Source organism: Bradyrhizobium manausense, assembly GCF_018129685.1.
Classification (GTDB): domain Bacteria; phylum Pseudomonadota; class Alphaproteobacteria; order Rhizobiales; family Xanthobacteraceae; genus Bradyrhizobium; species Bradyrhizobium manausense_D.
Genome location: NZ_JAFCLG010000001.1, coordinates 386,520 through 409,771, shown reverse-complemented (window position 1 = coordinate 409,771; position 23,252 = coordinate 386,520). Strand labels below are relative to the sequence as shown.

21 protein-coding genes are annotated in these 23,252 nt (G+C 63.7%); 10 read left to right on the top strand and 11 right to left on the bottom strand.

Translation table 11 applies throughout. The features are described from left to right. Positions 1 to 172: 172 nt before the first annotated feature. The 4 genes from JQ621_RS02020 to JQ621_RS02005 all read right to left on the bottom strand — a co-directional run bounded on the left by JQ621_RS02020 (position 173) and on the right by JQ621_RS02005 (position 3,844). Positions 173 to 1,336, bottom strand: coding sequence for a CmpA/NrtA family ABC transporter substrate-binding protein (locus tag JQ621_RS02020; protein WP_212232746.1), 1,164 nt, complete (start codon positions 1,334 to 1,336; stop codon positions 173 to 175). Further along, positions 1,333 to 1,923 (bottom strand): ANTAR domain-containing response regulator, encoded by a 591-nt coding sequence (locus JQ621_RS02015; protein WP_212232745.1) that lies wholly within the window; start codon positions 1,921 to 1,923, stop codon positions 1,333 to 1,335. The genes JQ621_RS02020 and JQ621_RS02015 overlap by 4 nt, the downstream gene beginning before the upstream one ends. A gap of 301 nt (positions 1,924 to 2,224) precedes the next feature. Further along, positions 2,225 to 2,869: a hypothetical protein gene (locus JQ621_RS02010; protein ID WP_212232744.1), complete on the bottom strand. Its 645-nt coding sequence runs from the start codon at positions 2,867 to 2,869 to the stop codon at positions 2,225 to 2,227. 285 nt (positions 2,870 to 3,154) lie between these two features. Beyond that, a complete protein-coding gene (locus JQ621_RS02005; protein WP_212232743.1) occupies positions 3,155 to 3,844 on the bottom strand; it encodes a hypothetical protein in 690 nt (229 codons plus the stop codon). Between the two features lie 301 nt (positions 3,845 to 4,145). Between JQ621_RS02005 and rimO the strand changes: the two genes are divergently transcribed. Continuing rightward, positions 4,146 to 5,465, top strand: a complete 1,320-nt coding sequence (gene rimO, locus JQ621_RS02000; protein WP_212232742.1) for a 30S ribosomal protein S12 methylthiotransferase RimO — start codon at positions 4,146 to 4,148, stop codon at positions 5,463 to 5,465. A 21-nt stretch (positions 5,466 to 5,486) separates the two neighbouring features. Here rimO and JQ621_RS01995 read toward each other — a convergent pair whose 3' ends face one another. Together JQ621_RS01995 and JQ621_RS01990 are read right to left on the bottom strand one after the other, a co-directional pair. Then, on the bottom strand, positions 5,487 to 6,749 hold the full coding sequence (locus JQ621_RS01995) for a methyl-accepting chemotaxis protein (protein ID WP_212232741.1): 1,263 nt from the start codon (positions 6,747 to 6,749) through the stop codon (positions 5,487 to 5,489). Positions 6,750 to 6,834: 85 nt separating this feature from the next. Next, a complete protein-coding gene (locus tag JQ621_RS01990) occupies positions 6,835 to 7,782 on the bottom strand; it encodes a hypothetical protein (protein WP_212232740.1) in 948 nt (315 codons plus the stop codon). A gap of 123 nt (positions 7,783 to 7,905) precedes the next feature. On the opposite strand from JQ621_RS01990, the gene JQ621_RS01985 reads away from it, so the two are divergent. The 3 genes from JQ621_RS01985 to JQ621_RS01975 all read left to right on the top strand — a co-directional run bounded on the left by JQ621_RS01985 (position 7,906) and on the right by JQ621_RS01975 (position 11,182). Continuing rightward, positions 7,906 to 8,961 (top strand): tetratricopeptide repeat protein, encoded by a 1,056-nt coding sequence (locus JQ621_RS01985; protein ID WP_249124589.1) that lies wholly within the window; start codon positions 7,906 to 7,908, stop codon positions 8,959 to 8,961. A gap of 116 nt (positions 8,962 to 9,077) precedes the next feature. Next, entirely contained in the window at positions 9,078 to 9,719 is a 642-nt protein-coding gene (locus JQ621_RS01980; protein WP_212232739.1) for a hypothetical protein, read from the top strand. A 266-nt stretch (positions 9,720 to 9,985) separates the two neighbouring features. After that, complete coding sequence (locus tag JQ621_RS01975; RefSeq protein WP_212232738.1) at positions 9,986 to 11,182, top strand: acetylornithine transaminase; 1,197 nt, start codon at positions 9,986 to 9,988, stop codon at positions 11,180 to 11,182. Between the two features lie 108 nt (positions 11,183 to 11,290). On the opposite strand, the gene JQ621_RS01970 is transcribed toward JQ621_RS01975, so the two are convergent. The 3 genes from JQ621_RS01970 to pcsA all read right to left on the bottom strand — a co-directional run bounded on the left by JQ621_RS01970 (position 11,291) and on the right by pcsA (position 13,791). Then, the gene (locus tag JQ621_RS01970; protein WP_212232737.1) at positions 11,291 to 12,265 is read right to left on the bottom strand and encodes a quinone oxidoreductase family protein; all 975 of its coding nucleotides are present in this window, start codon (positions 12,263 to 12,265) and stop codon (positions 11,291 to 11,293) included. Between the two features lie 75 nt (positions 12,266 to 12,340). Beyond that, positions 12,341 to 13,069, bottom strand: a complete 729-nt coding sequence (locus JQ621_RS01965; protein ID WP_212232736.1) for a TerC family protein — start codon at positions 13,067 to 13,069, stop codon at positions 12,341 to 12,343. Continuing rightward, a complete protein-coding gene (gene pcsA / locus JQ621_RS01960) occupies positions 13,066 to 13,791 on the bottom strand; it encodes a phosphatidylcholine synthase (RefSeq protein ID WP_212232735.1) in 726 nt (241 codons plus the stop codon). Before pcsA ends, JQ621_RS01965 begins: the two co-directional genes overlap by 4 nt. A 128-nt stretch (positions 13,792 to 13,919) precedes the next feature. Here pcsA and JQ621_RS01955 point away from each other — a divergent pair, with 128 nt between their 5' ends. Further along, entirely contained in the window at positions 13,920 to 15,104 is a 1,185-nt protein-coding gene (locus JQ621_RS01955; protein ID WP_212232734.1) for a UbiH/UbiF family hydroxylase, read from the top strand. A gap of 80 nt (positions 15,105 to 15,184) precedes the next feature. Here JQ621_RS01955 and JQ621_RS01950 read toward each other — a convergent pair whose 3' ends face one another. Beyond that, a complete protein-coding gene (locus JQ621_RS01950) occupies positions 15,185 to 16,138 on the bottom strand; it encodes an AEC family transporter (protein WP_212232733.1) in 954 nt (317 codons plus the stop codon). Between the two features lie 106 nt (positions 16,139 to 16,244). On the opposite strand from JQ621_RS01950, the gene hspQ reads away from it, so the two are divergent. Further along, entirely contained in the window at positions 16,245 to 16,577 is a 333-nt protein-coding gene (gene hspQ, locus JQ621_RS01945; protein ID WP_212232732.1) for a heat shock protein HspQ, read from the top strand. Positions 16,578 to 16,673: 96 nt separating this feature from the next. On the opposite strand, the gene JQ621_RS01940 is transcribed toward hspQ, so the two are convergent. Continuing rightward, on the bottom strand, positions 16,674 to 17,495 hold the full coding sequence (locus JQ621_RS01940) for an invasion associated locus B family protein (protein WP_212232731.1): 822 nt from the start codon (positions 17,493 to 17,495) through the stop codon (positions 16,674 to 16,676). Between the two features lie 258 nt (positions 17,496 to 17,753). Here JQ621_RS01940 and JQ621_RS01935 point away from each other — a divergent pair, with 258 nt between their 5' ends. The 4 genes from JQ621_RS01935 to JQ621_RS01920 all read left to right on the top strand — a co-directional run bounded on the left by JQ621_RS01935 (position 17,754) and on the right by JQ621_RS01920 (position 23,251). Continuing rightward, complete coding sequence (locus JQ621_RS01935) at positions 17,754 to 19,634, top strand: extracellular solute-binding protein (RefSeq protein ID WP_212232730.1); 1,881 nt, start codon at positions 17,754 to 17,756, stop codon at positions 19,632 to 19,634. A gap of 4 nt (positions 19,635 to 19,638) precedes the next feature. Next, positions 19,639 to 21,141 carry an AMP-binding protein gene (locus JQ621_RS01930; protein ID WP_212232729.1) on the top strand — a complete coding sequence of 501 codons (1,503 nt, stop codon included), beginning with the start codon at positions 19,639 to 19,641 and terminating at the stop codon, positions 21,139 to 21,141. An 85-nt stretch (positions 21,142 to 21,226) separates the two neighbouring features. Then, complete coding sequence (locus tag JQ621_RS01925) at positions 21,227 to 22,450, top strand: GGDEF domain-containing protein (protein ID WP_212232728.1); 1,224 nt, start codon at positions 21,227 to 21,229, stop codon at positions 22,448 to 22,450. Positions 22,451 to 22,699: 249 nt separating this feature from the next. Beyond that, a complete protein-coding gene (locus JQ621_RS01920) occupies positions 22,700 to 23,251 on the top strand; it encodes a hypothetical protein (RefSeq protein ID WP_212232727.1) in 552 nt (183 codons plus the stop codon). The last annotated feature ends 1 nt before the right edge of the window (position 23,252 follow it).

Here is a 23,252-nt window from a genome sequence, read left to right as displayed (position 1 = left end):
ACTGCAACATACAAGTTGCGTGCCAGCTTCCCGCTGGTGAAAACCGTTGTGATTTCAATCGATTATCGGCGCGACCGGAAAAGCACGGGAGCCAGCCTCTCACGAAATTCGAGCAGTCAGCTCAAAATTTAGCCGATGTTCGTGCGCGCTCAAAAAGGATGCAGGCCGAGAATCAGGCCTTCCAGCGACCGACCCCGAAGGCTTCCAGATGTGCCCGAATGTCCTGGGGATCAAACGCTGGCCCGGCAAATGCGCCGAACGGCGCAGGCGCCTCGGCAGGCTGCCGGTGCCCGAGGGCGGCGTCGTAGAGATCGGGCCTGAAGACGGCCATGGCCGTGTTGGCGCCGTCAGGCGCCAGCGGCGCCTGCCCCCAGCGCACCATCTGGGCGTAGAGCCAGGCGGCCTGGACAGGATCAGGACGCCCTGCCCCTTCGCGACCGACCAGCAGATAGCGGTCGCTTTCGCGGAAGGTGCCGTCGGGCGAGATCTTCAGTCGCCCGTCCAGTGTGCGCTGGATGACCTCGGCATCGACGCCGATCCGCTCAGGCTGCGCCAGGATACGCGCGGCCTCGGTCCGGTTTTCCGGATGCTCGATGAACTCGGCGGCCTTCGCGGCGGCGCGCACCAGCGCTGCGACCAGGTCCGGATTCTTGTCCGCCCAGCTTTGGCGCACGGCCAAAACCTTCTCCGCCGCGCGCGCGAGAATGTCGGAGACGAAATGCAGGATGTGACCGATGCCAAGATCGACCGCGATCGAATTCCAGGGCGCGCCGACGCAGAAGGCATCGACATGGCCGCTTCTGAGGCTATCCACCATGTAGGGCGGCGGCAGCACCACGAGACGCACGTCCTCATCGGGATCGACGCCCGCGGCCGCCATCCAGAACCGCAATTGGTAATTGTGGGTCGAGAACGGAAAGGTCATGCCGAAGGTCAAGGGATCGGCGCCCGCCTTGCGCCTGACGGCAACGACCTTCGCCAGCGCCTTTGCGGTGGCGAGCGGATCGAAGCGGTCGCCGTCGATCTCTTCCATCAGCGCGGCATGCAGCGCCGGCGAGACCGTGATCGCATTGCCGTTGATGCCGAGGTTGAAGGGCGCCGCGATCGGCACCTTGACATGGCCGAGCCCGAGCGAGGACGCGATCGCGACCGGCGCGAGCAGATGCGCGGCGTCGAACAGACCGATGTTCAGCTTGTCGCGGACGTTCGACCACGACACCTCGCGCACCAGCTCGACCTCGAGCCCTTCGGCGGCCGCAAATCCCTTGTCGACGGCGACGATCAGGGCGGCGGCATCGACCAGGGGGATGAACCCGATGCGGAGGGGAGCGGTCATTTCAGCATCTCCGAGGCGGTGATGATCGACTGCGCGATCTCGCCGATTTTCTTCTTCTCGCGCATCGCCGTGGAGCGCATCAGCACATAGGCCTCCTCCTCGTTGAGGCCCTTGACCTTCATCAGAATGCCCTTGGCCTTCTCGATGATCTTGCGGTCCTCGAGCTGCGACTTGGTCCGCTCCAGCTCCTCCTGAAGCTTGGCGAAGGCGTTGAAGCGCGACACGCAGAGATCGAGGATCGGCTTGATGCGCTCCTTCTTCAGACCGTCGACGATGTAGGCCGACACCCCGGCCTCGACCGAGGCCTGGATCGAGGCGGAGTCGCTCTGGTCGACGAACATCGCGATCGGTCGCTTCACCGCGCGGCTGACCTGGAACATCGCCTCGAGCACGTCGCGGCTGGGGTTTTCCAGATCGATCAGGATGATGTCGGGATCGACAGCATAAATGCGGGCCAGCAGGCTCTGCATTTCCCTGATATGGGCGACTTGCGTGAATCCGGCCTCCCGCAACCCCTCCTCGAGGATCGCGGCCCGAACAGGGCTTTCGTCGACGATCACAATTTTGGGCGACGGTTCGGCGCTCATGTCTCACTCACGGCAGGCGATGCATCCATAGCATGCCGGACGGCCCTGCAAAGGGTTGTAATTATGGGCAATTGGGACTAGCTCAAGCCTGTCAATCAGGCAGATTTGGATATGGATCAGACGGCTGCGCCCAAGGTCAGCTTCGTGTCGCTCGGGTGCCCCTGAGACAACGAATGTCCACTTCCGAAGAAAAATTGCGCCGGAAGGCAGTTGTGATCTGGACTATCAACCCGTCAATGAGGGCGTGTGCGCATTAAGGCGCGAGATGCCGGTTTTCAAATGCGAAGCAGAGCTCATATGCTCAATGGAGCCTGACTCGCGATGCAACTACGGCGCCGACGCCAGCTATCAAAATCGCAACAAAGCTCATCGCCGCCAACGAGGTCATCGAGAACTCCCATTGAAAGACAGCATAGGCAGATAGGAAAAGCCCGAGCATGCTGGTCATGTTGCGAATATGCGCTAAATTCGTCCAGAGCGCGAAACGCCAATCGTACCGTACGGCCGAATGAATCATAATCGCCGTGCACGCGAGGATCAGGGGGATTACTCCAAGTAATAAAGATTCACGCCCTACCCTCCGGGTAACGACCTCGACGCTACCCACCTCTATGTGACGCCGTTCTGTATCTAGAGCCGCAATCACCCGGTGTGCCAGCTGCTGTGCCTGCTCCAGTGTGAGGTCAGCGTCTCTTGTTGGCAAGACGATGTAGAAATCGAACGGGTTGACCTCCGTTACAGAAACGCTGCCAAAACCTGTCCGGACCAACGTATCCGTTATCGATTGAGCGCTTGCGGCTTCGGGATAGCGCGCTTCGATGATCATCCCGCCGACGAATTCCACAGCAAAATTCAGGCCTCTGGTGGCAAGCAACGATATTGCCAGCAGTATCGTGACCAGCGCGAAGACAGTGATTGTTCGGGCAACAAATTCCGATCTGAACAAGGCCCTCCCCTCCAAGTTGCTCGTTCCTTCATTTAGCCGAGGAAAACTTGCCGTGAAAGCTCCGAACTCCAGCAAAGTGGACGACGACGGAGGGTCGTCACTCATTGCGGTCACTGGCATGTCCGAACCAACCATCGCCGATGGTTAGTCTGTTTCTCGTCCAATGAAACAGATTCAAAGACATTCGCTTATGAAGCCATGCCGTTCGTCAGGACCCAACGTTGTCAACCTGGGTCGGCACCGGGGATGTCGAAAACGAAAAGGCTCCACGGTGTCCGCGAAAAACTAGGCCAGTCGCCAATAGCTGCTCGGAATCGCGAGATCCTGAAACGGCAGCATCTGGATGACCGGTTCGACCAGAAGTTCGTCGTTGTTATACATCCTGACCTGGCAGCCCATGCTGGATGTTACCATTTCTGCGACCGTCGTCGGTACCGGCGTCATCTCGGCGCCATCCTTGAGCGGAGGCATAGACATGCCCCCTTCAAACGTTGCTTTCTGCCATCCCCAATTCCGAGCGCTTGAATCATACAAACGGAGCCGGATTGAATTGCAAGCGTCAGCTTCCACGAAGCCTTCACTGCGCGGTGGCCAGAAGTAGATACCTTGCAGGTTGGAACGATATCGCGATCTCGCGATGAGCATATCTCGGAGGGTTAGCTGCCGTGCCGGCCCGCCAGTGCCAAGCTGATAGCGGACCAGGTCGATCGCGCGATGGCGGAGAAATGCAGGACAGTTTCCGAAATTCTCTTCGAACCAACCCGCGTAGCGGCCCGATCTTCGGGAATCAAAAAGTTGGTCCCACTCTGGACAGCAAACCAGTCCCCCCTCGCGAGAAAGAACCAAGTGCCGCATGTTCTCCCAATCCAAGGCTATAATTGCTTCGAGCGCGGCCTGAAGCTGGCGATAGCGCATTACTGTGTCGGGGATCAGCCTCTGCGTGACACTGCCCATAAAAAGCTGCTGCCGCTTCATCTTACTCTCGAATGACTGGCCACTGAGGATAGCTCGTCCGGCAGGCTCAATAAAGATCGCCAGTTGACCTCGACATCTTGCCAATCAGATCGCGTGCGATTCCCCTTTCGCTTCTATCAAGAGCATGGTTCCACTTCCGTTCCCGTTGCTTCGAGCCAAGCATGGTTCGTCAGCTTTCGGCGCAACAATTCTGAGTCCTACTTTACAGCGTAAGAGGCTGCGTAGCGGTTGAATTTTCAGGCCGGATCAATTACTTAGTTCACATATCCGAACAATTCAGACGTAGGTCCCGGGCGACTATATGGACAGAGCGCCACGCATTTCATTCACATCGCTCGGGTGCCCCAAGGCATTGGTGGATTCCGAGCGCATCATCACGCGCCTGCGGGCGGAGGGCTACGAGCTCGCGCGCAAGCATGACGGGGCCGACATCGTCATCGTCAACACCTGCGGCTTCCTCGACAGCGCGAAGCAGGAATCGCTCTCGGCGATCGGCGAGGCCATGGCCGAGAACGGCAAGGTGATCGTGACGGGCTGCATGGGCGCGGAACCGGAAGCGATCGAGCAGGCCTATCCCGGCGTGCTCTCAATCACCGGCCCGCAGCAATATGAGAGCGTGCTGGACGCCGTGCACCGCGCGCTGCCGCCGGCGCACAATCCGCATCTCGACCTGGTGCCGCCGCAGGGCATCAAGCTGACGCCGCGCCACTACGCTTACCTGAAGATCTCCGAAGGCTGCAACAACCGCTGCACCTTCTGCATCATCCCGAAGCTGCGCGGCGACCTCGTCTCGCGTCCGGCCAATGACGTGCTGCGCGAGGCCGAGCGTCTCGTCGGCGCCGGCGTCAAGGAGCTGCTCGTCATCTCGCAGGACACCTCGGCCTATGGCGTCGATCTCAAATACGCCGAGAGCCCGTGGAAGGATCGCCAGGTCCGCGCCAAATTCCTCGATCTCGCGCGCGAGCTCGGCGAGCTCGGGGCCTGGGTCCGCCTGCAATATGTCTACCCCTACCCGCATGTCGACGAAGTCATCGCGCTGATGAATGAGGGCAAGGTGCTGCCCTATCTCGACATCCCGTTCCAGCATGCGAGCCCCGAGGTGCTGAAGGCGATGAAGCGCCCGGCGGCGCAGGACAAGACGCTGGCGCGCATCAAGCGCTGGCGCGAGGAATGTCCTGACCTTGCGCTGCGCTCGACCTTCATAGTCGGCTTCCCCGGCGAGACCGATGCCGACTTCGCCTATCTGCTCGACTGGCTCGATGAAGCCGAGATCGACCGCCTCGGCTGCTTCAAATATGAGCCAGTTGCCGGCGCGACGGCGAACGCGATCGAGAACCCGGTGCCGGAAGAGGTCAAGCAGGAGCGCTACAACGCGCTGATGGCGCGCCAGCAGAAGATCTCGGCTCGCCGGCTCAAGCGCAAGGTCGGCACGCGCCAGCAGATTATCATCGACGAGGTCGGGCCGACGGTGGCCAAGGGCCGCTCCAAGGCCGATGCGCCGGAGATCGACGGCGCGGTGTACCTCTCGAGCCGCCGTCCCTTGCGCGTCGGCGAGATCGTCACCGCCAAGATAGAGCGCGCGGACCAGTACGATCTGCACGGCAGCGTCGCGGGATTCTGACGATCAACCGAGCGCCGTGCGCTATGCGGCGCGCACGGCCTTAAGGAAACCGGACACCTTGTCGCGCAACGCATCGGCATGGCGCGACAACTGGCCCGCCGCGCCATGCATGTTAATGGCGGATGCGCCAGCGGCGTCGATCGTCTGCGTTACGGCGTTGATGTTGCTGGCGACTTCGCTGGTGCCCGTAGCGGCCTGATTGACAGAGCGCGCGATCTCCTGGGTCGCCTGCCCTTGCTGCTCGACAGCAATGGCAATCGTCTTGGCAATGTCACTGATCTGCCCGATCGTCGTGCCGACCCCCTGGATCGCGGCAACGGTGTCGTCGGTCGCCCGCTGCATGGCACTGATGTGCGCGCTAATCTCTTCGGTGGCCTTGGCCGTCTGGCTTGAGAGGCTTTTGACTTCGGCGGCAACGACGGCGAAACCGCGACCGGCATCGCCAGCTCGCGCCGCCTCGATCGTAGCGTTCAAGGCCAGAAGATTGGTCTGGCTCGCGATCGCATTGATCATTTCGGTGACCGCACCGATCCTGCCTGCGGCTTCCGACAGACTCCTCACGAGATCATTGGTGCGCGCGGATGCCTGCACCGCCTCGCCAGCAATGCTCGAGGAAGTCGCGACCTGACGGTTGATCTCGGCAACGGAGCTCGACAGCTCTTCGGTCGCGCCCGCGACCGACTGGACGTTGGCAGATGCTTCGGACGAAGCGGCGGCGACGGTCGAGACGCGTTGCGCGGCGTTCTCGGCGGTCGAGCTCAGCGAGCCGGCCGTCGCCTCCACGTCCTTGGCAGCCGACGACACGGCGTTGGCAATCGAGCCGATGGTTTCCTCGAATTCGCCGGCAAGTTTGGCGATGGCGCGCTTCTTCTCTTCCCGCGCGGCAATCAGCTCCGACAAATCCCGGCGAAAGCTGATGACGACGGGCTGGCCATCGATCTCCGCGGGAACAAGGGTGACCTGCACCGGGACCATCTGCCCGTCCGCTCGGCGCGTGATCCATTCGAAGCGGGCGTAGCCCTCCTTCTTCGCCCGCGCGAGCGTCTCCTGGACGCAGTCCGACGAGCGACGGCCGTCTGCCTGGAATTCAGGAGCCATATCGGCCGGCGACCGGGACAGCAGATCGGCCTTGCTGCGATAGCCGCCAAACCTGACCGCCGCCTCGTTACAGGCGATGATCTTGGGTCCCGCCAGCACCATGATCGCATCAACCGAATGTTCGAAGACCGCTTGCCCGATCTGACAATCGCGGTCCTGGCTTGTCCGTCGCCCGAAGAATCTCATGGGCTCCCCCAAATTCGAAGCGGCCCAGTGAGTAGCAAGGAAACATTAACCAAACACTTACTGGTTGCCTGCCGTTCGGGGGAGATCAGCCAGCAGCCAGCCATTTCGGCACCCACCGCTCCGGGCGCGGGGCGCGGGCGAGATCGGCCTGGGCCTCAGCGAGCAGTGCCGGCTCGCCGGCGATGATCGGGCGCACATCGTATTCGAAGTTCGGCATGACGCGGCCGTCGGCATAGAGGCCGAACTTCATCGCGTACCACAGCCCGAGTTCGGGCTGCGCCTTCAGCATCTCCTCGCGCAGGTCGCGCAGCAGGGATTCGATCGAGGCCGCTTCCTCGAACGGCTGCGGTCCGCGCGACAGCACCCGTGCTTCATACTGCTTGCCTGATATGGCGACCTCGAAATGCGTCTTGTCCCAGGCGTTCTTGCCCTTGGGCAGATGCGCGGCGAGCCGCCAGCCGAGCTCGGCCATCAGGCGGTGATTGGCCCAGTATTCCTCCCGATCCCGGCTCCACTTCTCGACGAAGCCGCGGAAATCCGGCAGTTCCGACGCGCCGTCTTCGCATGCAACGGGCTCCCCGGCCGGCCGCCGCGCGAGCCATTGCGCGAGCTCGACCGTCTGAGGCTCGACCTCGCCATGCGGCCGCAAATCGTGCCAGGCCTTGTCGAATTGCTGCGAGGTGAGTTTTGTCAGCAGCGCGTCGAGGGATGGCGCCAGCAGCTCGTAATCGCCCTCCGAGCCGAGGCCTACGATCGGGGGATCGTCGCGATCGAGACCAGCGCCGTACCAGCCGCCGACGGCCGAGCCATCAGGCAGGCGCATGAACAACGCGAAGCGATCGCGCAAGGGGCTGCCGTCGAAGATCGGCGCCTGGTCGGAAAACTGGCCCTGCAGGGAGAAGCAGCCGACGCTGCCCCAAGGACGCCCGTTCAGCCAGCCGGCAAAATCCAGCAACAGAGGCGGCGCCTCGACGCCCGGCGGAAACGCGCCTCTGATGCTGTCGAGGTCGATCGGGTATGAGGTGTCGGACAAGGCTGCAATAATCTCGATGGTCCCGCCCTGTTGGTCTGAACCGACAGGCAACCGGTTCGAACCAATTCGCGTCCTTCGATCACAAACGCGCTAGAGCTGCAATGGTTGCGACCGGGCCGACAAATGAAACTCGACGAAACATCAGGAATTTGCGTCAAGCTGTCCATAGCCGGCCTGGTGATGGCCCTGCTTGCGCTGTCCGCTCCCGCCGCCGCCCGATCCCCGTCGGCCGCGCAATTGCGCCAATGGTGCTACAGCGAGGACAACGGGGTCAGCGAGGACCAGCGTATCGAAGGTTGCTCGGCGGTGCTGCAGTCCGATCCGTCGAACGCGGTCGCTCTCGCCAACCGCGGCGAGATGTTCCGGCGCAAGGGCGAGGCCGAGCGCGCGTTGGCCGATCTCAACCGCGCGATCGATCTCGACGGGGACAGCGCCGCCGCCTGGTTCAATCGCGGCATCACCTATGACGATCTCGGCGACCGCGACCACGCCATCATGGATTACACGCGCGCGATCAGACTCGATCCGAATGACGCGTGGTACTACAACAATCGCGGCAATTCCTACCTCGGCAAGAACGACTACGCCCATGCGCTCGCGGACTACGATCGCGCGATCAAGCTCGATCCGACCTATGGCCCGGCCTACGGCAACCGCGCACGAATCTTCCGCGACCGTGGCGATCGGGACCGCGCGCTGGCCGATTTTGCCAAGTCGATCGAGCTCGGCCGACACAACGACCGCGATTTCTATGCGCGCGCCAACATGTATTTCGACGCGCAAAATTATGCACTGGCGCTCGAGGATTACGATCGCGCCATCAAGGCCAATGCGAGCAATCCCGCATTGTTCAATTCGCGCTGCATGACGCGCGCGATTCTCGGGCGTTTGCCGGAGGCGCTGGAGGATTGCGAGCAGTCGCTGCGAATGGCCCCGAATGATCCCTACACGCTGGACAGCCGCGCCCTCACCTATCTCAAGCTCGGCGATCTCGATGCGGCGGTGGCCGACTACGACGCCGCGCTGGGCGCCAAGCCTGAGCTCGACAGTTCGCTCTACGGACGCGGGCTTGCCAAACGGAAGAAGGGCGACACCGCCGGCGCCGACCGCGATATCGCGGCGGCGAAGGCCATCAACGCCGGGATCGCCGATCTGTTTGCCTCATATGGAGTCGACTAGCCGTCGCCCGCACAGTCAGGTGCAGCGCCGGAAATGTGACACTATAATGCATTCACGCAGAGGTCACGGACTCGTCCTAGTTCTCGCTCGCTTTCAAACGCGAGCGAGGATTTTTGATGAGCCGTCTCCCGGACATGCTGCGCACACAGCGCTTCGACGATTACCGCTTCTACCACCAGAGCACCGTCAATCAGACGCTGCACCTGATCAGCGCGATCATCTTCCTTGGCTGCTACGCGCTGCTGTTCACGGATCCTGCCCTCGCCGGTATCATCGGCTGGGTCGCGATGCTGACGCGACAGACCGGGCATTTCTTCTTCGAGCCGAACGGCTATGACGCCGTCAACGACGTCAGCAACGAGTACAAGGAAGCGGTCAAGGTCGGCTACAACCAGACGCGCAAGATCATCCTGCTGCTGGTCTGGGGCAGCGCGCCGATTGCGCTCTACGTGTTCCCTTCCCTGTTCGGACTGTTCGATCCCCCGGCCAGCCGTCTCGACTTCTTGCGCCATGTCGGTACGCTGTGGCTCGCGATCGGCATCGGCGGCGGGCTGGCGCGCACGCTGCAGCTGTTCGCGACGCGCGGCGTCACGACCGGGCTGGTGTGGGCGTTCAAGGTGCTGACCGATCCCTTCCACAACATCGCGCTGTACTGGAAATCGCCGCTCAAGCTGATGCGCGGCGAGCTGATCGACACCGAGATCGCAGACGCGGACTGGGGCGACGAGGACGCCGAAGAGGCCGCGCATCTGACCTGACCGATACACGCCAGGCGGGTGTTGGGCAAAACGCCCGCTTGACAAGCCCTGCCAATCGGCTGTACGCACCCGCCCCATGATCAACCGGACCCACCAGCGCACCGAAATGCTCCGTCGTCGCTCCCGCGACGATGAGAGGGTGCGCCATGTCCAACGACGCCGCTGAACCACTGAATTCAGCCAGGTTTTCGACAAGGCCGCACCCGCAAGGTGCGGCCTTTTTGCTTTTGCGCCCACGCTTTCACCCGCCCCAACAGGAGTTCGACATGACCACCGCCACCCATCCGTATGACGCGCTGATGGACATCACCGCACGGCCCAAGGCCGTGTTCGTCCGTGGCGCCGGCTCATACCTCTGGGACGACAGCCGCAAGCGCTATCTCGATTTCGTGCAGGGCTGGGCCGTGAACTGCCTCGGGCATTCCCCGCCTGCGGTTGCGGAAGCGCTCGCGTCACAGGCCAAGCGGCTGCTGACGCCGAGCCCTGCCTTCTACAACGAGCCGAGTCTCAAGCTCGCGCAGGCGCTCGTCGAGAACAGCGCGTTCGACCAGGTGTTCTTCGCCAATTCCGGCGCGGATGCCAATGAGGGCGCGATCAAGCTCGCGCGCAAATATGGCAGCCTGCACAAAGGCGGCGCGTTCGAGATCATCACGTTCGAAAGCGGCTTCCACGGACGGACGCTGGCGACGATGTCGGCCTCGGGCAAGAAGGCGTTCGAGCCGCTGTTCGAGCCGAAAGTCGCCGGCTTCAAGAAGGCGAAACTCAACGACATCGCCTCGGTGGAGAAACTGATCAACGGCAACACGGTCGCCGTCATGCTCGAGCCGATCCAGGGTGAATCAGGCGTGTGGCCGGCAACCGATGCGTTCCTGCGTGAGCTGCGTGCGCTGACCGAGGCGCATGGCCTGCTGCTCATCTTCGACGAGATCCAGACCGGCATGGGCCGGACCGGACAGCTGTTCCACTACGAGCACACCGGGATTGCGCCCGACATCATGACGCTCGGCAAGGGCATCGGCGGCGGCGTGCCGCTCGCAGCGCTGCTTGCGACCGAGCGCGCCTCCTGCTTCGAGCATGGCGATCAGGGCGGCACGTTCAACGGCAACCCGGTAATGTGCGCGGCCGGCCTCGCCGTGCTCGAAGAGGTCGGCAAGCCGGAGTTTCTGAAGCAGGTGGCCGAGACCGGCCTGCTGCTCGAAAGCGAACTGCAGAAAGTCTCGGCACGGCACGGCCTCGGCGGCGTGCGGGGGCGCGGCCTGCTGCTCGCGCTCGACCTCAAGCTGCCGATCGCGCCCGGTATCGTCGCGCAGGCCTTCGAGGCCGGCGTGCTGTTGAACGCGCCGCAGCTCGACAGCTTGCGCTTCATGCCGGCGCTGAACGTCACGAAGGGAGAGATCGCGGAGATGATCGGCTGTCTCGATACGATCTTGACGAAGGCCGGCGCGGCAAGGAGAGTCGCGTAGGGTGGGCAAAGCGAAGCGTGCCCACCATCTGTTGCCTTCGATGAAGAAATGGTGGGCACGGCGCTGCGCGCCTTTGCCCACCCTACCAAACCGTCGATGACGGCAGAGCTACGGCTTCAAGATCGACGCGCCCGTGGTCTTGCGGCCTTCCAGGTCGATATGCGCCTTCGCGGCGTCCTTGAGCGCGTAGGCGTGATTAATCGGCACGTGCAGCTTGCCGTTGATGACGGCCGAGAACAGCGTGTCGGCGCCTTCCAGCAGCTCCTTGCGCGTGCCGACATAGTCGTTGAGCTTCGGCCGGGTCGCAAACAGCGAGCCGTGAGTGTTCAGCTCCGCGATCGAGAATGGCGGCACCGGGCCTGAGGCGTTGCCGAAGGAGACGAACATGCCGCGCGGCTTCAGGCACGACAGCGAGCCCGGGAAGGTCGATTTGCCGACGCCGTCATAGACGACGTCGCAGCCCTCGTTGCGGCTGATCTGTTTGACGCGCGCGACAAAGTCTTCCTCGTTGTAGAGGATGACATGGTCGCAGCCATTGGCCTCAGCCAGCTCCGCCTTCTCGCGCGAGCCGACCGTGCCGATGACATGGGCCCCTAACGCCCTCGCCCATTGGCAGGCGAGCAGGCCGATGCCGCCGGCGGCGGCATGGATCAGAACGCGGTGATGCGGCTCGACCTTGAAGGTCTTGTGCAGGAGATACCATACGGTCAGGCCCTTGAGCATCAGCACCGCGCCCTGCTCGTGCGTGATGTGATCGGGCAGCTTGACCAGCCTATCCCAGGGGATGTTGCGCTCGCTCGTATACGCGCCGAGATTGTGGTAGTAGGCGACGCGGTCGCCGGGATGGAAATTCGTCACGCCCGGCCCGACCGCGACGACCTCGCCCGAGGCCTCGTTCCCCGCGATGAAGGGCAGCTCGGGCGCCTTGTACAGACCGGTGCGGTAATAGACGTCGATGAAATTCAGGCCGACCGCGTGCTGGCGGATGCGCACCTCACCAGGTCCGGGCGCCGGCAGCTCGACGCTCTCATAGACCAGGACTTCGGGGCCTCCGACCTTGTGCACACGGACCGCTTTGGTCATCGCCTGACCTCCTCATCGCTGCAGCCAGCGAAAGACATCGCGACCGCCTTGTCAACTTGCCCCAACCTGGAACGGCTACCGCTTGGTTGCTTTCTTGCGGTTGCGCTTGGCGAGCACATTGAAGAATTCCACCGCCGCCGAGAACGCAATTGCGAAATAGATGTAGCCGCGCGGGATGTGGAATTTGAATCCATCCGCAACGAGGGCGACGCCGATCAGCACCAGAAATGCCAGTGCCAGCATTTTGGTGGTCGGATGCTCCGCGACGAATCGTGCGACGGGTCCGGAGGAAATGTACATGATCGCGCAGGCGATCACGACAGCCGCGATCATGATCTCGAGGTCCTGCGCCATGCCGATCGCGGTGATGATCGAGTCGAGCGAGAACACGATGTCGATGACGATGATCTGGGCGATCACCCAGAACAAGGCGCTGCCGCCCGACTTCTGGTTCCCCTCGCCGTCATCGGCCTCGACCTCGGCATGAATCTCGTGCGTCGCCTTGGCGATCAGGAACAGGCCGCCGCCGATCAGGATGAGGTCGCGCCACGAGAAATCGTAGCTGAGAAGCGAGAACACCGGCGCGGTCAGGCCGATCAGCCAGACCAGGGCGCTGAGCAGGACGATGCGAAAGACCAGCGCCAGCGCCAGCCCGATCTGACGGGCGCGGCTGGCCTGCGGTTCGGGGATCCGCGAGACGATCACGGACAGGAAGATGACGTTGTCGATGCCGAGCACGATCTCGAGCGAGGTCAAGGTCAGCAGCGCAGCCCAGGCCTCGGGGCTGGTCAACAGATGCATCATGCGAAGGACCTTGCCAGGCGGATCAATGCGTCGCTGAAGGCGATCCAGAGCGCGATCGCGCAGAGTGCGACGGTGACGCCGGTGCCGGCCCGGAAATCCATCTCCAGCGCATAGAATCCAAGCAGGCCCCACACGACGATCAGCGACATCGTCAGCCAGCGCAACCGCACGACGCGAACGGGATGCAACACGTGGAACGGCACGAAGGTCAGCACCACCAGCGCGGCAACCAGCAGCGTCGACCACAGCGGCGGCCAGTGCAGCAGGAACAGATAAAACGCCGCCGCATTCCACAGCGCCGGAAAGCCGCGAAAATGATTGTCGTCCGCCTTCATGCGCAGATCGGCGAAATAGAGCGCGCTGGTGACGATGATGGCAATGCCGAGCAAGGGCGCTGCGACCGGCAGCAACAGGCCGCTCGCCACGATCGCATAGGCGGGGACGAAGACATAGGTGACGAAGTCGACCACGAGATCGAGCACATCGCCCGACCAGTTCGGCTGCACGTTCTTGACGTCGAGCAGGCGCGCAATCGGCCCGTCGATGGCGTCGATGATCAGGGCAACGCCCAGCCATCCGAACATCGCCGCCCAGTGCTCGCGCACGGCCTCCATCATGGCCAGCAGCGCGATCGCCGCGCCGAAGGCGGTGAAGATGTGAACCGAAAACGCCGCGGCACGGATCGCAGGCGTCGGCTCGAGGGAATCCCCTTGGCTATCCATGGCCTCTGCTACCAGAACGGGGCCGGTTTGCACATCCGCCGTCGCGGCGTTCCGCCGTGCAATTCGCCATAGGATCAGGCAAGATAGGTGGGCTTGTATTTGCCGCGAGGCGTGCCAAATGTGCTGTCATGACAGACGCATCCACAGTCTTCGACGCGGCCATTGTCGGCGGTGGCCCGGCGGGCCTTGCAGCCGCAATCGCGCTGGCGCAGCGAGGCGCGAGGACCGCGCTGGTGGCGCGGCGCCTGCCCTACGCCGATAACAGGACCACCGCGCTGCTGGGGGCCTCCGTCGATCTGCTGGAGAGCCTCGACGTCTGGTCGCATTGCAAGGACAAGGCGGCCGCGCTCGAAATCATGCGCCTCGTCGACGACACCAACAGGCTGTTCCGCAGCCCCGAGGTCCGATTCTCCTGCCACGAAATCGCGCGCGATGCCTTCGGCTACAATATCGACAACCGTTCGCTGATGCTGGCGCTGGAAGCGCGCGCGGCCGAACTGCCCAATGTCTTCCGTTTCGACGACGAGGCCGAGAGCGTCGTCATCGAGGCCGAGGATGTCGCCATTCGCACTGCCGCCGGACAATTCCTGACCGCGCGACTGGTGGTCGGCGCCGACGGCCGGCATTCGCTGTGCCGCGAGGCCGCCGGCATTGCGGTGACGCGGCGTGACCTGACGCAGACGGCGCTGACCTTCAACGTCAGCCATACCAGGCCGCACCGGAACATCTCCACCGAGTTCCATACGCCGCACGGTCCGTGCGTGTTCGTGCCCCTGCCCGGAAACCGCTGCAGCGTCGTTTGGGTTTCGGCCCCCGCCGAGGCCGAACGGCTGCGCGGCTTGAGCGACGAGGAGTTGTCTGCCGCCGTCGAGAAGCAGTCGCATTCCATCCTCGGCCGCATGACGGTCGAGCCCGGCCGCAACCTGTTTCCGCTGGCGATCGAGCGGCCGCAATCGTTCGCCCGCGACCGGATCGCGCTGGTCGGCGAAGCCGCCCATGTGATACCTCCGATCGGCGCCCAGGGCCTCAATCTCGGCCTGCGGGATGCGGCCGACATTGCTCGGCTCGCCGGCGAGGCCATCGCGTCAGGACAGGACCCGGGCGCCGACGAGGTGCTCAGGCGCTACGACCGGGCGCGGCGTCCGGACATTCTGAGCCGGACCTTTGCGATCGACATCGCCAACCGTTCGCTGCTCAACGATTTCCTGCCGCTCCAGCCCATCCGCGCCGTCGGCATGCATTTGCTGGGGGCCATCGGCCCGCTCCGGCGTTTTGCCATGCGCGAGGGTCTGACGCCGACCTGGCGGCGGTAACCGCGAATTGACGGTCAACTGGAGCGCTCGAACACCTATCCCGTAGGGAGAGGTAAACATCGAGCCGCGCTGGTCGCCGCTTACGGAAACACCAATCGCCCGGTCTGGAGCAGCCACATCACGCTGGTCAGCGTGACCACCGAGGCGAATGTGCCGAGCAGCACGGCAACGGATGCGGATTCGATCCAGGCATCGTTTTGGCGCGCGATCACGAACACATTCAGCGCCGGCGGCAGCGAGGCCATCAGGATGGCCGTTGCGGCCCAGGGCTGCGCGAACGGACCGAATGCCAGCATCAGGCCGAACGCCGCGAGCGGATGGATCAGCAGCTTCACCGCGATCACACCAGGCACTTCCCAGGGCACGCGGTCAAACGGGCGCAGTGCCACGGTCACGCCGAGCACGAACAGCGCGGTGGGCGCGGCCGCGTTCTGCAGGAACGTGATTGTGCGGTCGAGCGCGACCGGCAGCTCGATGTGGAGCGCAGCAACCGCCGCGCCAAAGCAGGCCGACATGATCAGCGGGTTGAGCACGATCTGCTTCAGCACGACGCCGAAGGCGTGCACGATCGAGGGATGGTCGCGGTCTGACAGCTCGATCAGCAGCGGCACGATCGTGAACAGGAAGATGCTGTCGCAGCAGAAGATCAGGGCGGTCGGCGCGGACGCCTTCGATCCGAGCACGGCGAGCGCCAGCCCAGGGCCCATGTAGCCGATATTGCCGTAGCCGCCGGACAGGCCCGCGAGCGTCGCCTCACGCAGTGTCAACCCGCCAAGCGCCTTGCCGACCACCAGCGCGATGGTGAACGCCGCTACCGTCGACAGCGTGGTCGCGACCAGGAATGGCGGGTTGTTCAGCTCCGCGAACGGCGTCTTCGACATGATCGCAAACAGCAGCGCCGGCAACGACACGTAGAGCAGGAAGAAATTCATCCAGGCGAGGCCCGATTCCGGCAGCGACTTGGCCTTGCCGCAGGCGAAGCCGACGAAGATCAAGCCGAAATAAGGTAGCGCCAGATTAAGGATATCGACCATTGATGAAGTGATTTCTGAGGATTGTCGGCCTGTCCGGCCGAGTACTGCGGGCCAATTCGAAATGAGGGCACTAGCATCGGCCACAATCCTGGTCTATCGACGGAGGATGATTAAAGCGCGGACCGCCAAGTTTCAGATCGGTCAGGTCGTTCGCCACCGGATCTTCTCGTTCCGGGGGGTGATCTTCGACATCGATCCGGAATTCAACAACACCGAGGAGTGGTGGCTCTCCATCCCCGAGGAGGTGCGGCCGCACAAGGACCAGCCGTTCTACCATTTGCTCGCGGAGAACGCGGAGTCCGAGTACGTCGCCTATGTCTCGGAGCAGAACCTGCTGCCCGACGAGTCCGGTGAGCCGATCCGGCATTCCCAGGTCGCCGAGATCTTCGTCAAGAACAAGGATGGCGGCTACCGCCCGCGCAATCCCTCGCTGAACTAGGCGATCCCCCGCTCCAGTTTTTTTCGCTGCCACCAAGCGGCCAGCAAAAAAGGCGCCCGATCGGGCGCCTTTTTCATGTCCGGGATTCGAGCCCGATTACTTCTGAGCGGTCGGAGGTGCGCCGGGCGCGCCGCCCTGCTGCTCGAGCTTCTTGCGCTGCTCTTCGGCCTTCTTCTGCAGCTCTTCCTGCAGCTTCTTCTGGGTTTCCTCGAACACCTTCGGATCGGTCGGCGGACCGTCATAGGCCTTCTGGAATTCGCCGGTGAGCGGCAGCGGCAGGGTCAGCGGCTGGCCGTTGGCGTTGATCGCCTGGACCACGAGGTTCTGGCCCTTCTTCAAATTGGCAATGAGCTCTGGGGTCGCCTCGTAGTCCGACATGCAGCCGTTCTGGAAGCAGATCACATACGGGCTCTGCAGCGGCGCGTTGTTGTCGACGATGATGCGGGTGCCGTGCACGAGCTGCATGCCCAGCGGCAGCGTCACGCGCAGGATCTTCTTGGGCTCGCCTTCCGGCTCGATGATGACGGCGGCGATGACCGGCTGGCCCGATTCGATGCGGCCGTCCTTGCCGGTGAAGCAGACCTGCTTGGCGTTGGCGTCCTGGCCCTTGAGGCAGAACTTGGTCCAGGGCGCGTAGATCAGCTGGATCTGCTGATCCGCGGGCTGACCGCCCTGCGCAGCCGGCGCGCCGGGCTGGGCCGCAGGGGCCTGTTGGGCCTGGGGAGCTGGCGCCGGGGCCGCAGCCGGAGCTTTGGGAGCAGCCTTTGGCGCGGCTTTCGGGGCAGCCTTGGGGGCGCCCGGAGCCGGTGCGGGGGTCTGGGCTTCGGCGGCAAACGGAATGGCCAATGCCGTCGCCGTCAACAGGGCGAGAACTCGCCCGCGCGGCCGGACGGACGCGGCCAAATAACGGAAATTCATTGCAGAAAACCCTTTCTGAACGGGAAGTGCCCGAACCGCTCGGTCACACCGAACAAGCCGCCTTGGGTGCGGCTCTCTCCCCGTCAATTGAGGCAGATACGTGACGGGCTCGGCGCTCTTGCGCGATTGCGTGCCTTCTTAACGTGGTCGACGGAAAGATCAATGCCGACAAGCATCTTTGGCTGCATCCAGGCGGGCTCCCGGTGAAATCCCTGTGATAGGCTTCGACCCCGGCGGCCCTCGAATCAACGTGTCCGAATGTTCATGTTCCAGTGCCTGCGCGAGGGCCCAAGCGTCCGCGGCCTTGTCCGCCTTTGCCATCTCGCCTCGACCTGCACGACCCTGGCTTTCACGACCCTCACCCTCTGCCTATGGACCAGCGGTAGCCAGGCGGAGGAAGCGTATGCCATCGCCATGCACGGCAAGCCGGCGATGCCGGCCGATTTCACCCACATGCCCTACGCCAATCCGGACGCGCCCAAGGGCGGCCGGCTGACCTGGGGCCTGCTCGGCACGTTCGACAGCCTCAATCCGTTCATCGTGAAGGGGTTGGCCGTGCAGCCAATCCGCGCCTACGTGGTCGAGAGCCTGCTGGCACGCGGCCAGGATGAGCCGTTCACGCTCTACGGCCTGCTCGCCCGGACCGTCGAGACGGATGAGGCGCGAAGCTATGTCACCTTCCACATCGATCCCCGCGCCCGCTTCTCCGATGGCAAGCCCGTGCAAGCCGAGGACGTGCTGTTCTCCTGGCAGCTGTTGCGCGACCATGGCCGGCCCAACCTCAGGCAATATTACGCCAAGGTCGCCAAGGCCGACGCGCCCGATCCCCTCACTGTCCGCTTCGATCTTGCGGGGGCCAATGACCGCGAGCTGCCGCTGATCCTCGGCCTGATGCCGGTCCTGCCGAAGCACGCGGTCGACGTCGCAACCTTCGAGGAGACGACGCTATCGGGGCCGATTGCCTCGGGTCCCTACCGCGTCACGGCGGTGAAGCCCGGTGCCAGCGTGACGCTCACGCGCAATCCCGATTATTGGGGCCGCGATCTTCCGGTCAATCGCGGGCTGTTCAATTTCGACGAGATCCGGCTCGATTATTATCGCGAGGCCAATGGCCAGTTCGAAGCCTTCAAGCGCGGCCTCTATGATTTCCGCGTCGAGAACGAGCCGCTGCGCTGGCACAGCGGCTATGATTTTCCCGCCGCCATGAGCGGCGAGGTGATCCGCGACACCTTCAAGCCCGGCGTGCCACAGCCTTCGGAATTTCTGGTGTTCAACACCAGGCGTCCTTTATTCGCGGACATCCGCGTGCGCCAGGCGCTGACGCTGCTGTTCGACTTCGAGCTGGTCAACCGCAACTATTTCTTCTCGCTCTATTCGCGCGCCGCCGGTTACTTTGCGGGCTCCGAGCTGTCGGCCTATGCACGGCCCGCAGATGCGCGCGAGCGCGAGCTGCTCAAACCGTTCGCGGCACAGATTCCCGAAGACATCATGGATGGCAGCTATCGCCTTCCCGTCACCGACGGCTCGGGCCGCGACCGCAACACGTTGCGCGCGGCGCTGAAGCTGTTGTCGGACGCCGGCTACGATCTCGACGGCACCGTGCTGCGCAACCGCGTGACCAAGGCGCCCTTCACGTTCGAAATGCTGGTGACGACCCGCGACCAGGAGCGCATCGCACTCGCGTTCCAGCGCGACCTCAAACGCGCCGGCATCGATCCGAGCGTGCGCGCCGTCGATCCCGTGCAGTTCGACCAGCGCCGGCTGGCCTACGAGTTCGACATGATCCAGAACCGCTGGGACCAGTCGCTCTCGCCCGGCAACGAGCAGTCCTTCTATTGGGGTAGCGCGGCCGCGGACAGTCCGGGCACCCGCAACTACATGGGCGCGAAGGACCCCGCGGTCGACGCCATGATCAAGGCGCTGTTGGAGGCCCGTGATCATACGGATTTCGTCGCCGCTGTGCGGGCACTGGACCGGTCCCTGATATCAGGCTTCTACACAATCCCCCTGTTTAACGTGTCCGAGCAATGGATCGCGCGATGGAATCGGATAGAACGACCATCGACCACCGCGCTGTCCGGCTACCTGCCGGAGACCTGGTGGTCGAAGGGTGAGCCTCAAGCCAGTCCAGCGAAGTGACGCCGTGAACCAGCCAGCCGTATCGCCGACGCTCGACACGCTGTTCCAGCGGACGCTGATGCGGCAGCCGCACGCGCTCGCTCTGCTCGATCCGCTCAACAAATCCCGCATCACCGGCCACCAGCCTCGGCGCATGTCTTACGCCGAGGCCGACACCGCCATTGAGGCCCTGTCGGCGCATTTTGTCGAATCGGGCCTGCCGGCCAATTCGGTGATCGCGATCCAGCTGCCGGCGACGGTCGAGTTCGTGCTGACGGTGCTTGCTGCCCATCGCGCCGGCCTCGTGGTTGCGGTGCTGCCGCTGCTGTGGCGGCAGGCGGAGCTCGCGGTCGCGCTCAACCGCACGGCGGCACGCGCCATCGTCACCATGAGCAAGGTCGATAGCGTCAGCTACGCCGACCTTGCCATGCACGCAGCCGCCGAGGCCTTCTCGATTCGCCACGTTTTCGGCTTTGGTGCCGATCTGCCCGAGGGCATGGCCTCGCTCGACGAGGTGTTGGCGCGTCCGCCCGGCACCACGCGTGCCGTGATCCAGGACGGCCGCAAGGCGGCGATGATCTCCTTCGACGTCACGGCCGAGGGTTTCCGCCCGGTGCCACGGCCGCATTTCAGCCTGATCGCAGGCGGGCTGGCGATGTCGCTGGAAGCCGACATCCAGCAGGGTGCGACCGTCATGGCCGCGTTCGCACCGATGTCGTTCGCGGGCCTCGCCTCTTCGCTGGCGGTGTGGCTGCTCTGCGGCGGTGCGCTGGCGCTGCATCATCCGTTCGAGAGCGAGGTGCTGGAGCAGCAGATCAACGAGCACAGATGCGACGTGCTGATCGCGCCGGCGCAGCTTGCTTTGCGGCTCGGCGATTCCGGTCCGGCGGCGCGGATGCCGACCTTGCGCAACGTCATCGGGCTCTGGCGCGCGCCGGAGCAGGTGGCCACCAGCGAAGCCTGGATCGCGCCGCATGCGCCGCTCACGGACGTCTATCTGTTCGGCGAGGCCGGGCTGTTCGGGGCCCGGCGCGGCGAGGACGGCATGCCTGTCGCGGTGATGCCCGGGCCACACGGCGCGCCCCGCGAGCAATCCGGCTCTTCGATCGCGGGTGATATCCTGCTGACGCCGAAGGGCACGCTGGGCCTGCGCGGCCCGATGGTGCCGATTGCCGCCTACGCGCCGCCCCAGCCGGTCGGAGAGACGCTGACGGCGCAGCCGCCGCGCGACTATGTCGACACCGGCTATGCCGCACGGATCGACCGCGCCAGCGGCGCCATCTGTATCACCGCACCTCCATCAGGTATCATGGCCGTTGGCGGCTACCGGTTCCTCTCCAACGACCTGCAGGAATGGGCGCGCCGGCTCGGCCAGGGCGCGCTGCTCACCGCCCTGCCCGACCGCCTCTCCGGCCATCGGCTGGCAGGCCGGGCCCAGGACAATGCCCGCGCCCGTGAGGCGCTCAGCGAGCTTGGCCTTAACCCCCTGATGGTCGAGGCTTTTCGCGACCGCTCGGGCCCGGTCTAGCCACAGTTTTGCTGGGAACATTGACGCCGCATTAAGGCGGCCGGACTACATTGCGCAGCATTGACCGCGTGAACAGAGTCTTCGAATGTCCCAGGCGGGCCCGATCCTGTTTGTCTCCAATGCCGAGCGCCCCGCCTTCCTTGCGGCGCTGGACGAAGCCCGTCTCTTTCCTGTCGTCGACAGCGATTGGTCGAGCGCTGCGCGCGCCGTCGACGAGGTGCAGCCGGCTGCCGTGCTTGCCGCGATGTCCGGCGGGCACGAGCCGCATATGCCGCTCCTCGCAAAGAAGATCGCCGATCAGCCGCTATACCTCCCGCTGGTCGCGCTGGATGCACAGGGATCGCTCCCCCACAACGCACTCCCCTTCGCAACGCGCGCCAATGCTGCCGAGCGCCTGATTGCACGCCTGCGCGCGGCAATCCGCGTTCGCACGCTTCATGCCACCGTGCTGCGTCGCCTGCCGGAGGCGAAGGTCACGCTGCCTGAGAGCGATCCGGTGCGCGATGCAATCGTGCTTCTGATCGGCCGTGGCGCGTCCTATCCTGCGCTGTCCGTGAAGCTTGGCGAACGCGCTGGCGTCGTCGGCGCGCTCTCGATCGAGGCTGCGGCAAAGCATCTCAACACAAGGGACATCGACGGCGTCGTGCTCACTGACGGGTTTACGCCGCGCGTCACCGATGCATTCCTCACCGTGCTCGCGGAAGACACCCGCTTCCGCAACCTGCCCGTGGTCGTTACCGCGCACCAGCTCACCCAGAGCTACGACCTGCCCAATCTCGAACTGATCGCAGGCGAGCCCGCCAAGGTCGCGGCCAACGCGCTGCCCTTGATCCGCCAGCATGCGATGGAAGCGCAATTGAGCCGCACGCTGCGCTCGATCGATGCCGGCGGCTGGCTCGATCCGCGCACCGGTCTGTTGACGCTCGAAGCCTTCGCCCGTGATTTTTCCAATGCGGTCGAGCAGGCGCTTGCCCGAGGCGGCGGCCTGTCGGTGGCGCGCTTCGCCTTCGATCCCGGCAACCCCCGCGCGCAGCTCGATGCCGCCCGTATCCTCAGCCGGCTGATGCGGCAGATGGACTTTGGCGCGGCGCAGAAGGATGGGTCAGTGATCGTGGTGTTCGCCGAGACGGATTTCCGCACCGCGCACATGATCGCCCGCCGCTTGTCGGCGGTGATGAAGCACACCTCGAACGGCAAGCACGAGATGCGCAGCGACCCCGTCGTCAGCGTGGATTCGCTGTCGCCGTCGGATACGGCACGCTCGCTGCTGGGGCGGCTTTCGGCCGACGCCTCGCGGGCGGCGTCATAGTTTTTGCCGCACCTGATTTTGCGAGTCGCCCATTCACGGGACCTCGACTGCCCATGAGATCCCACAAATCCGAAAAACAACCCCATGCAAAGTACCGTCAATGGCAAAATGGGAGCTGCTACGGATTTTGCGAATTCTATTTGACGCGTCGGGCAAAACACCAGTATAGTGGCATCATCGAAACAGGTCAGTTGGCCCGCGCGGAGAAATCCGATGCGGGCTTTTTCATTTTGCGCAGGAGAAATCTGCATGCCGACGATTGAGAAAAAGCCTCTACCGCCGATCGGCTCCGGGTCTGTCGCGATCAATCCGTCAGACAAGGAAGACATTACCGGTCGCGCGCGCGACGTCATCGATCACTACGTGTCTGGCAAGGGCTCCTGGTGGGACGAAGGACCGCGGAAATCAGCTCAGCAGACCATCGAGGACCTCAATCGATTTAAGGACAGCGTTCTTGCTTCCGAGCAATATGTCGATGACCCCGGCTCGGTACTGAGTTCTGTAAAGAAGATGATTGACGAGGCTGTCCAGCAGGTCAGCAACGCAATGCCCAGTCTAGATGCCGACGGCCATAGCGAGATCCGTCCGCACGACCCGAACGATTCGATCATGCGAGCGCGCCCACCAATCTTTGCCCCGCCAGCGACTAACGGGAGAATACCAATTCTTGCAACGCCGAGAAATCAGGGCGTGCTCTCGACAACTTCGGCCAATCGCCCTCTCCTCGTATCCCGAGTCGAGAAAGCTCCGGATCGTGCCGACCCGAACATCCGTGTTCTCCGTCGGATCGTCCCGGATTGAG

Excerpts from the sequence above, each read along its gene's own strand:
- JQ621_RS02020 (WP_212232746.1), bottom strand. The coding sequence starts at position 1,336 with ATGACCGCTCCCCTCCGCATCGGGTTCATCCCCCTGGTCGATGCCGCC.
- JQ621_RS02015 (WP_212232745.1), bottom strand. The coding sequence starts at position 1,923 with ATGAGCGCCGAACCGTCGCCCAAAATTGTGATCGTCGACGAAAGCCCT.
- JQ621_RS02005 (WP_212232743.1), bottom strand. The coding sequence starts at position 3,844 with ATGAAGCGGCAGCAGCTTTTTATGGGCAGTGTCACGCAGAGGCTGATC.
- rimO (WP_212232742.1), top strand. The coding sequence starts at position 4,146 with ATGGACAGAGCGCCACGCATTTCATTCACATCGCTCGGGTGCCCCAAG.
- JQ621_RS01995 (WP_212232741.1), bottom strand. The coding sequence starts at position 6,749 with ATGAGATTCTTCGGGCGACGGACAAGCCAGGACCGCGATTGTCAGATC.
- JQ621_RS01985 (WP_249124589.1), top strand. The coding sequence starts at position 7,906 with ATGAAACTCGACGAAACATCAGGAATTTGCGTCAAGCTGTCCATAGCC.
- JQ621_RS01980 (WP_212232739.1), top strand. The coding sequence starts at position 9,078 with ATGAGCCGTCTCCCGGACATGCTGCGCACACAGCGCTTCGACGATTAC.
- JQ621_RS01975 (WP_212232738.1), top strand. The coding sequence starts at position 9,986 with ATGACCACCGCCACCCATCCGTATGACGCGCTGATGGACATCACCGCA.
- JQ621_RS01970 (WP_212232737.1), bottom strand. The coding sequence starts at position 12,265 with ATGACCAAAGCGGTCCGTGTGCACAAGGTCGGAGGCCCCGAAGTCCTG.
- JQ621_RS01965 (WP_212232736.1), bottom strand. The coding sequence starts at position 13,069 with ATGATGCATCTGTTGACCAGCCCCGAGGCCTGGGCTGCGCTGCTGACC.
- pcsA (WP_212232735.1), bottom strand. The coding sequence starts at position 13,791 with ATGGATAGCCAAGGGGATTCCCTCGAGCCGACGCCTGCGATCCGTGCC.
- JQ621_RS01955 (WP_212232734.1), top strand. The coding sequence starts at position 13,920 with ATGACAGACGCATCCACAGTCTTCGACGCGGCCATTGTCGGCGGTGGC.
- JQ621_RS01950 (WP_212232733.1), bottom strand. The coding sequence starts at position 16,138 with ATGGTCGATATCCTTAATCTGGCGCTACCTTATTTCGGCTTGATCTTC.
- hspQ (WP_212232732.1), top strand. The coding sequence starts at position 16,245 with ATGATTAAAGCGCGGACCGCCAAGTTTCAGATCGGTCAGGTCGTTCGC.
- JQ621_RS01940 (WP_212232731.1), bottom strand. The coding sequence starts at position 17,495 with ATGAATTTCCGTTATTTGGCCGCGTCCGTCCGGCCGCGCGGGCGAGTT.
- JQ621_RS01935 (WP_212232730.1), top strand. The coding sequence starts at position 17,754 with ATGTTCATGTTCCAGTGCCTGCGCGAGGGCCCAAGCGTCCGCGGCCTT.
- JQ621_RS01925 (WP_212232728.1), top strand. The coding sequence starts at position 21,227 with ATGTCCCAGGCGGGCCCGATCCTGTTTGTCTCCAATGCCGAGCGCCCC.
- JQ621_RS01920 (WP_212232727.1), top strand. The coding sequence starts at position 22,700 with ATGCCGACGATTGAGAAAAAGCCTCTACCGCCGATCGGCTCCGGGTCT.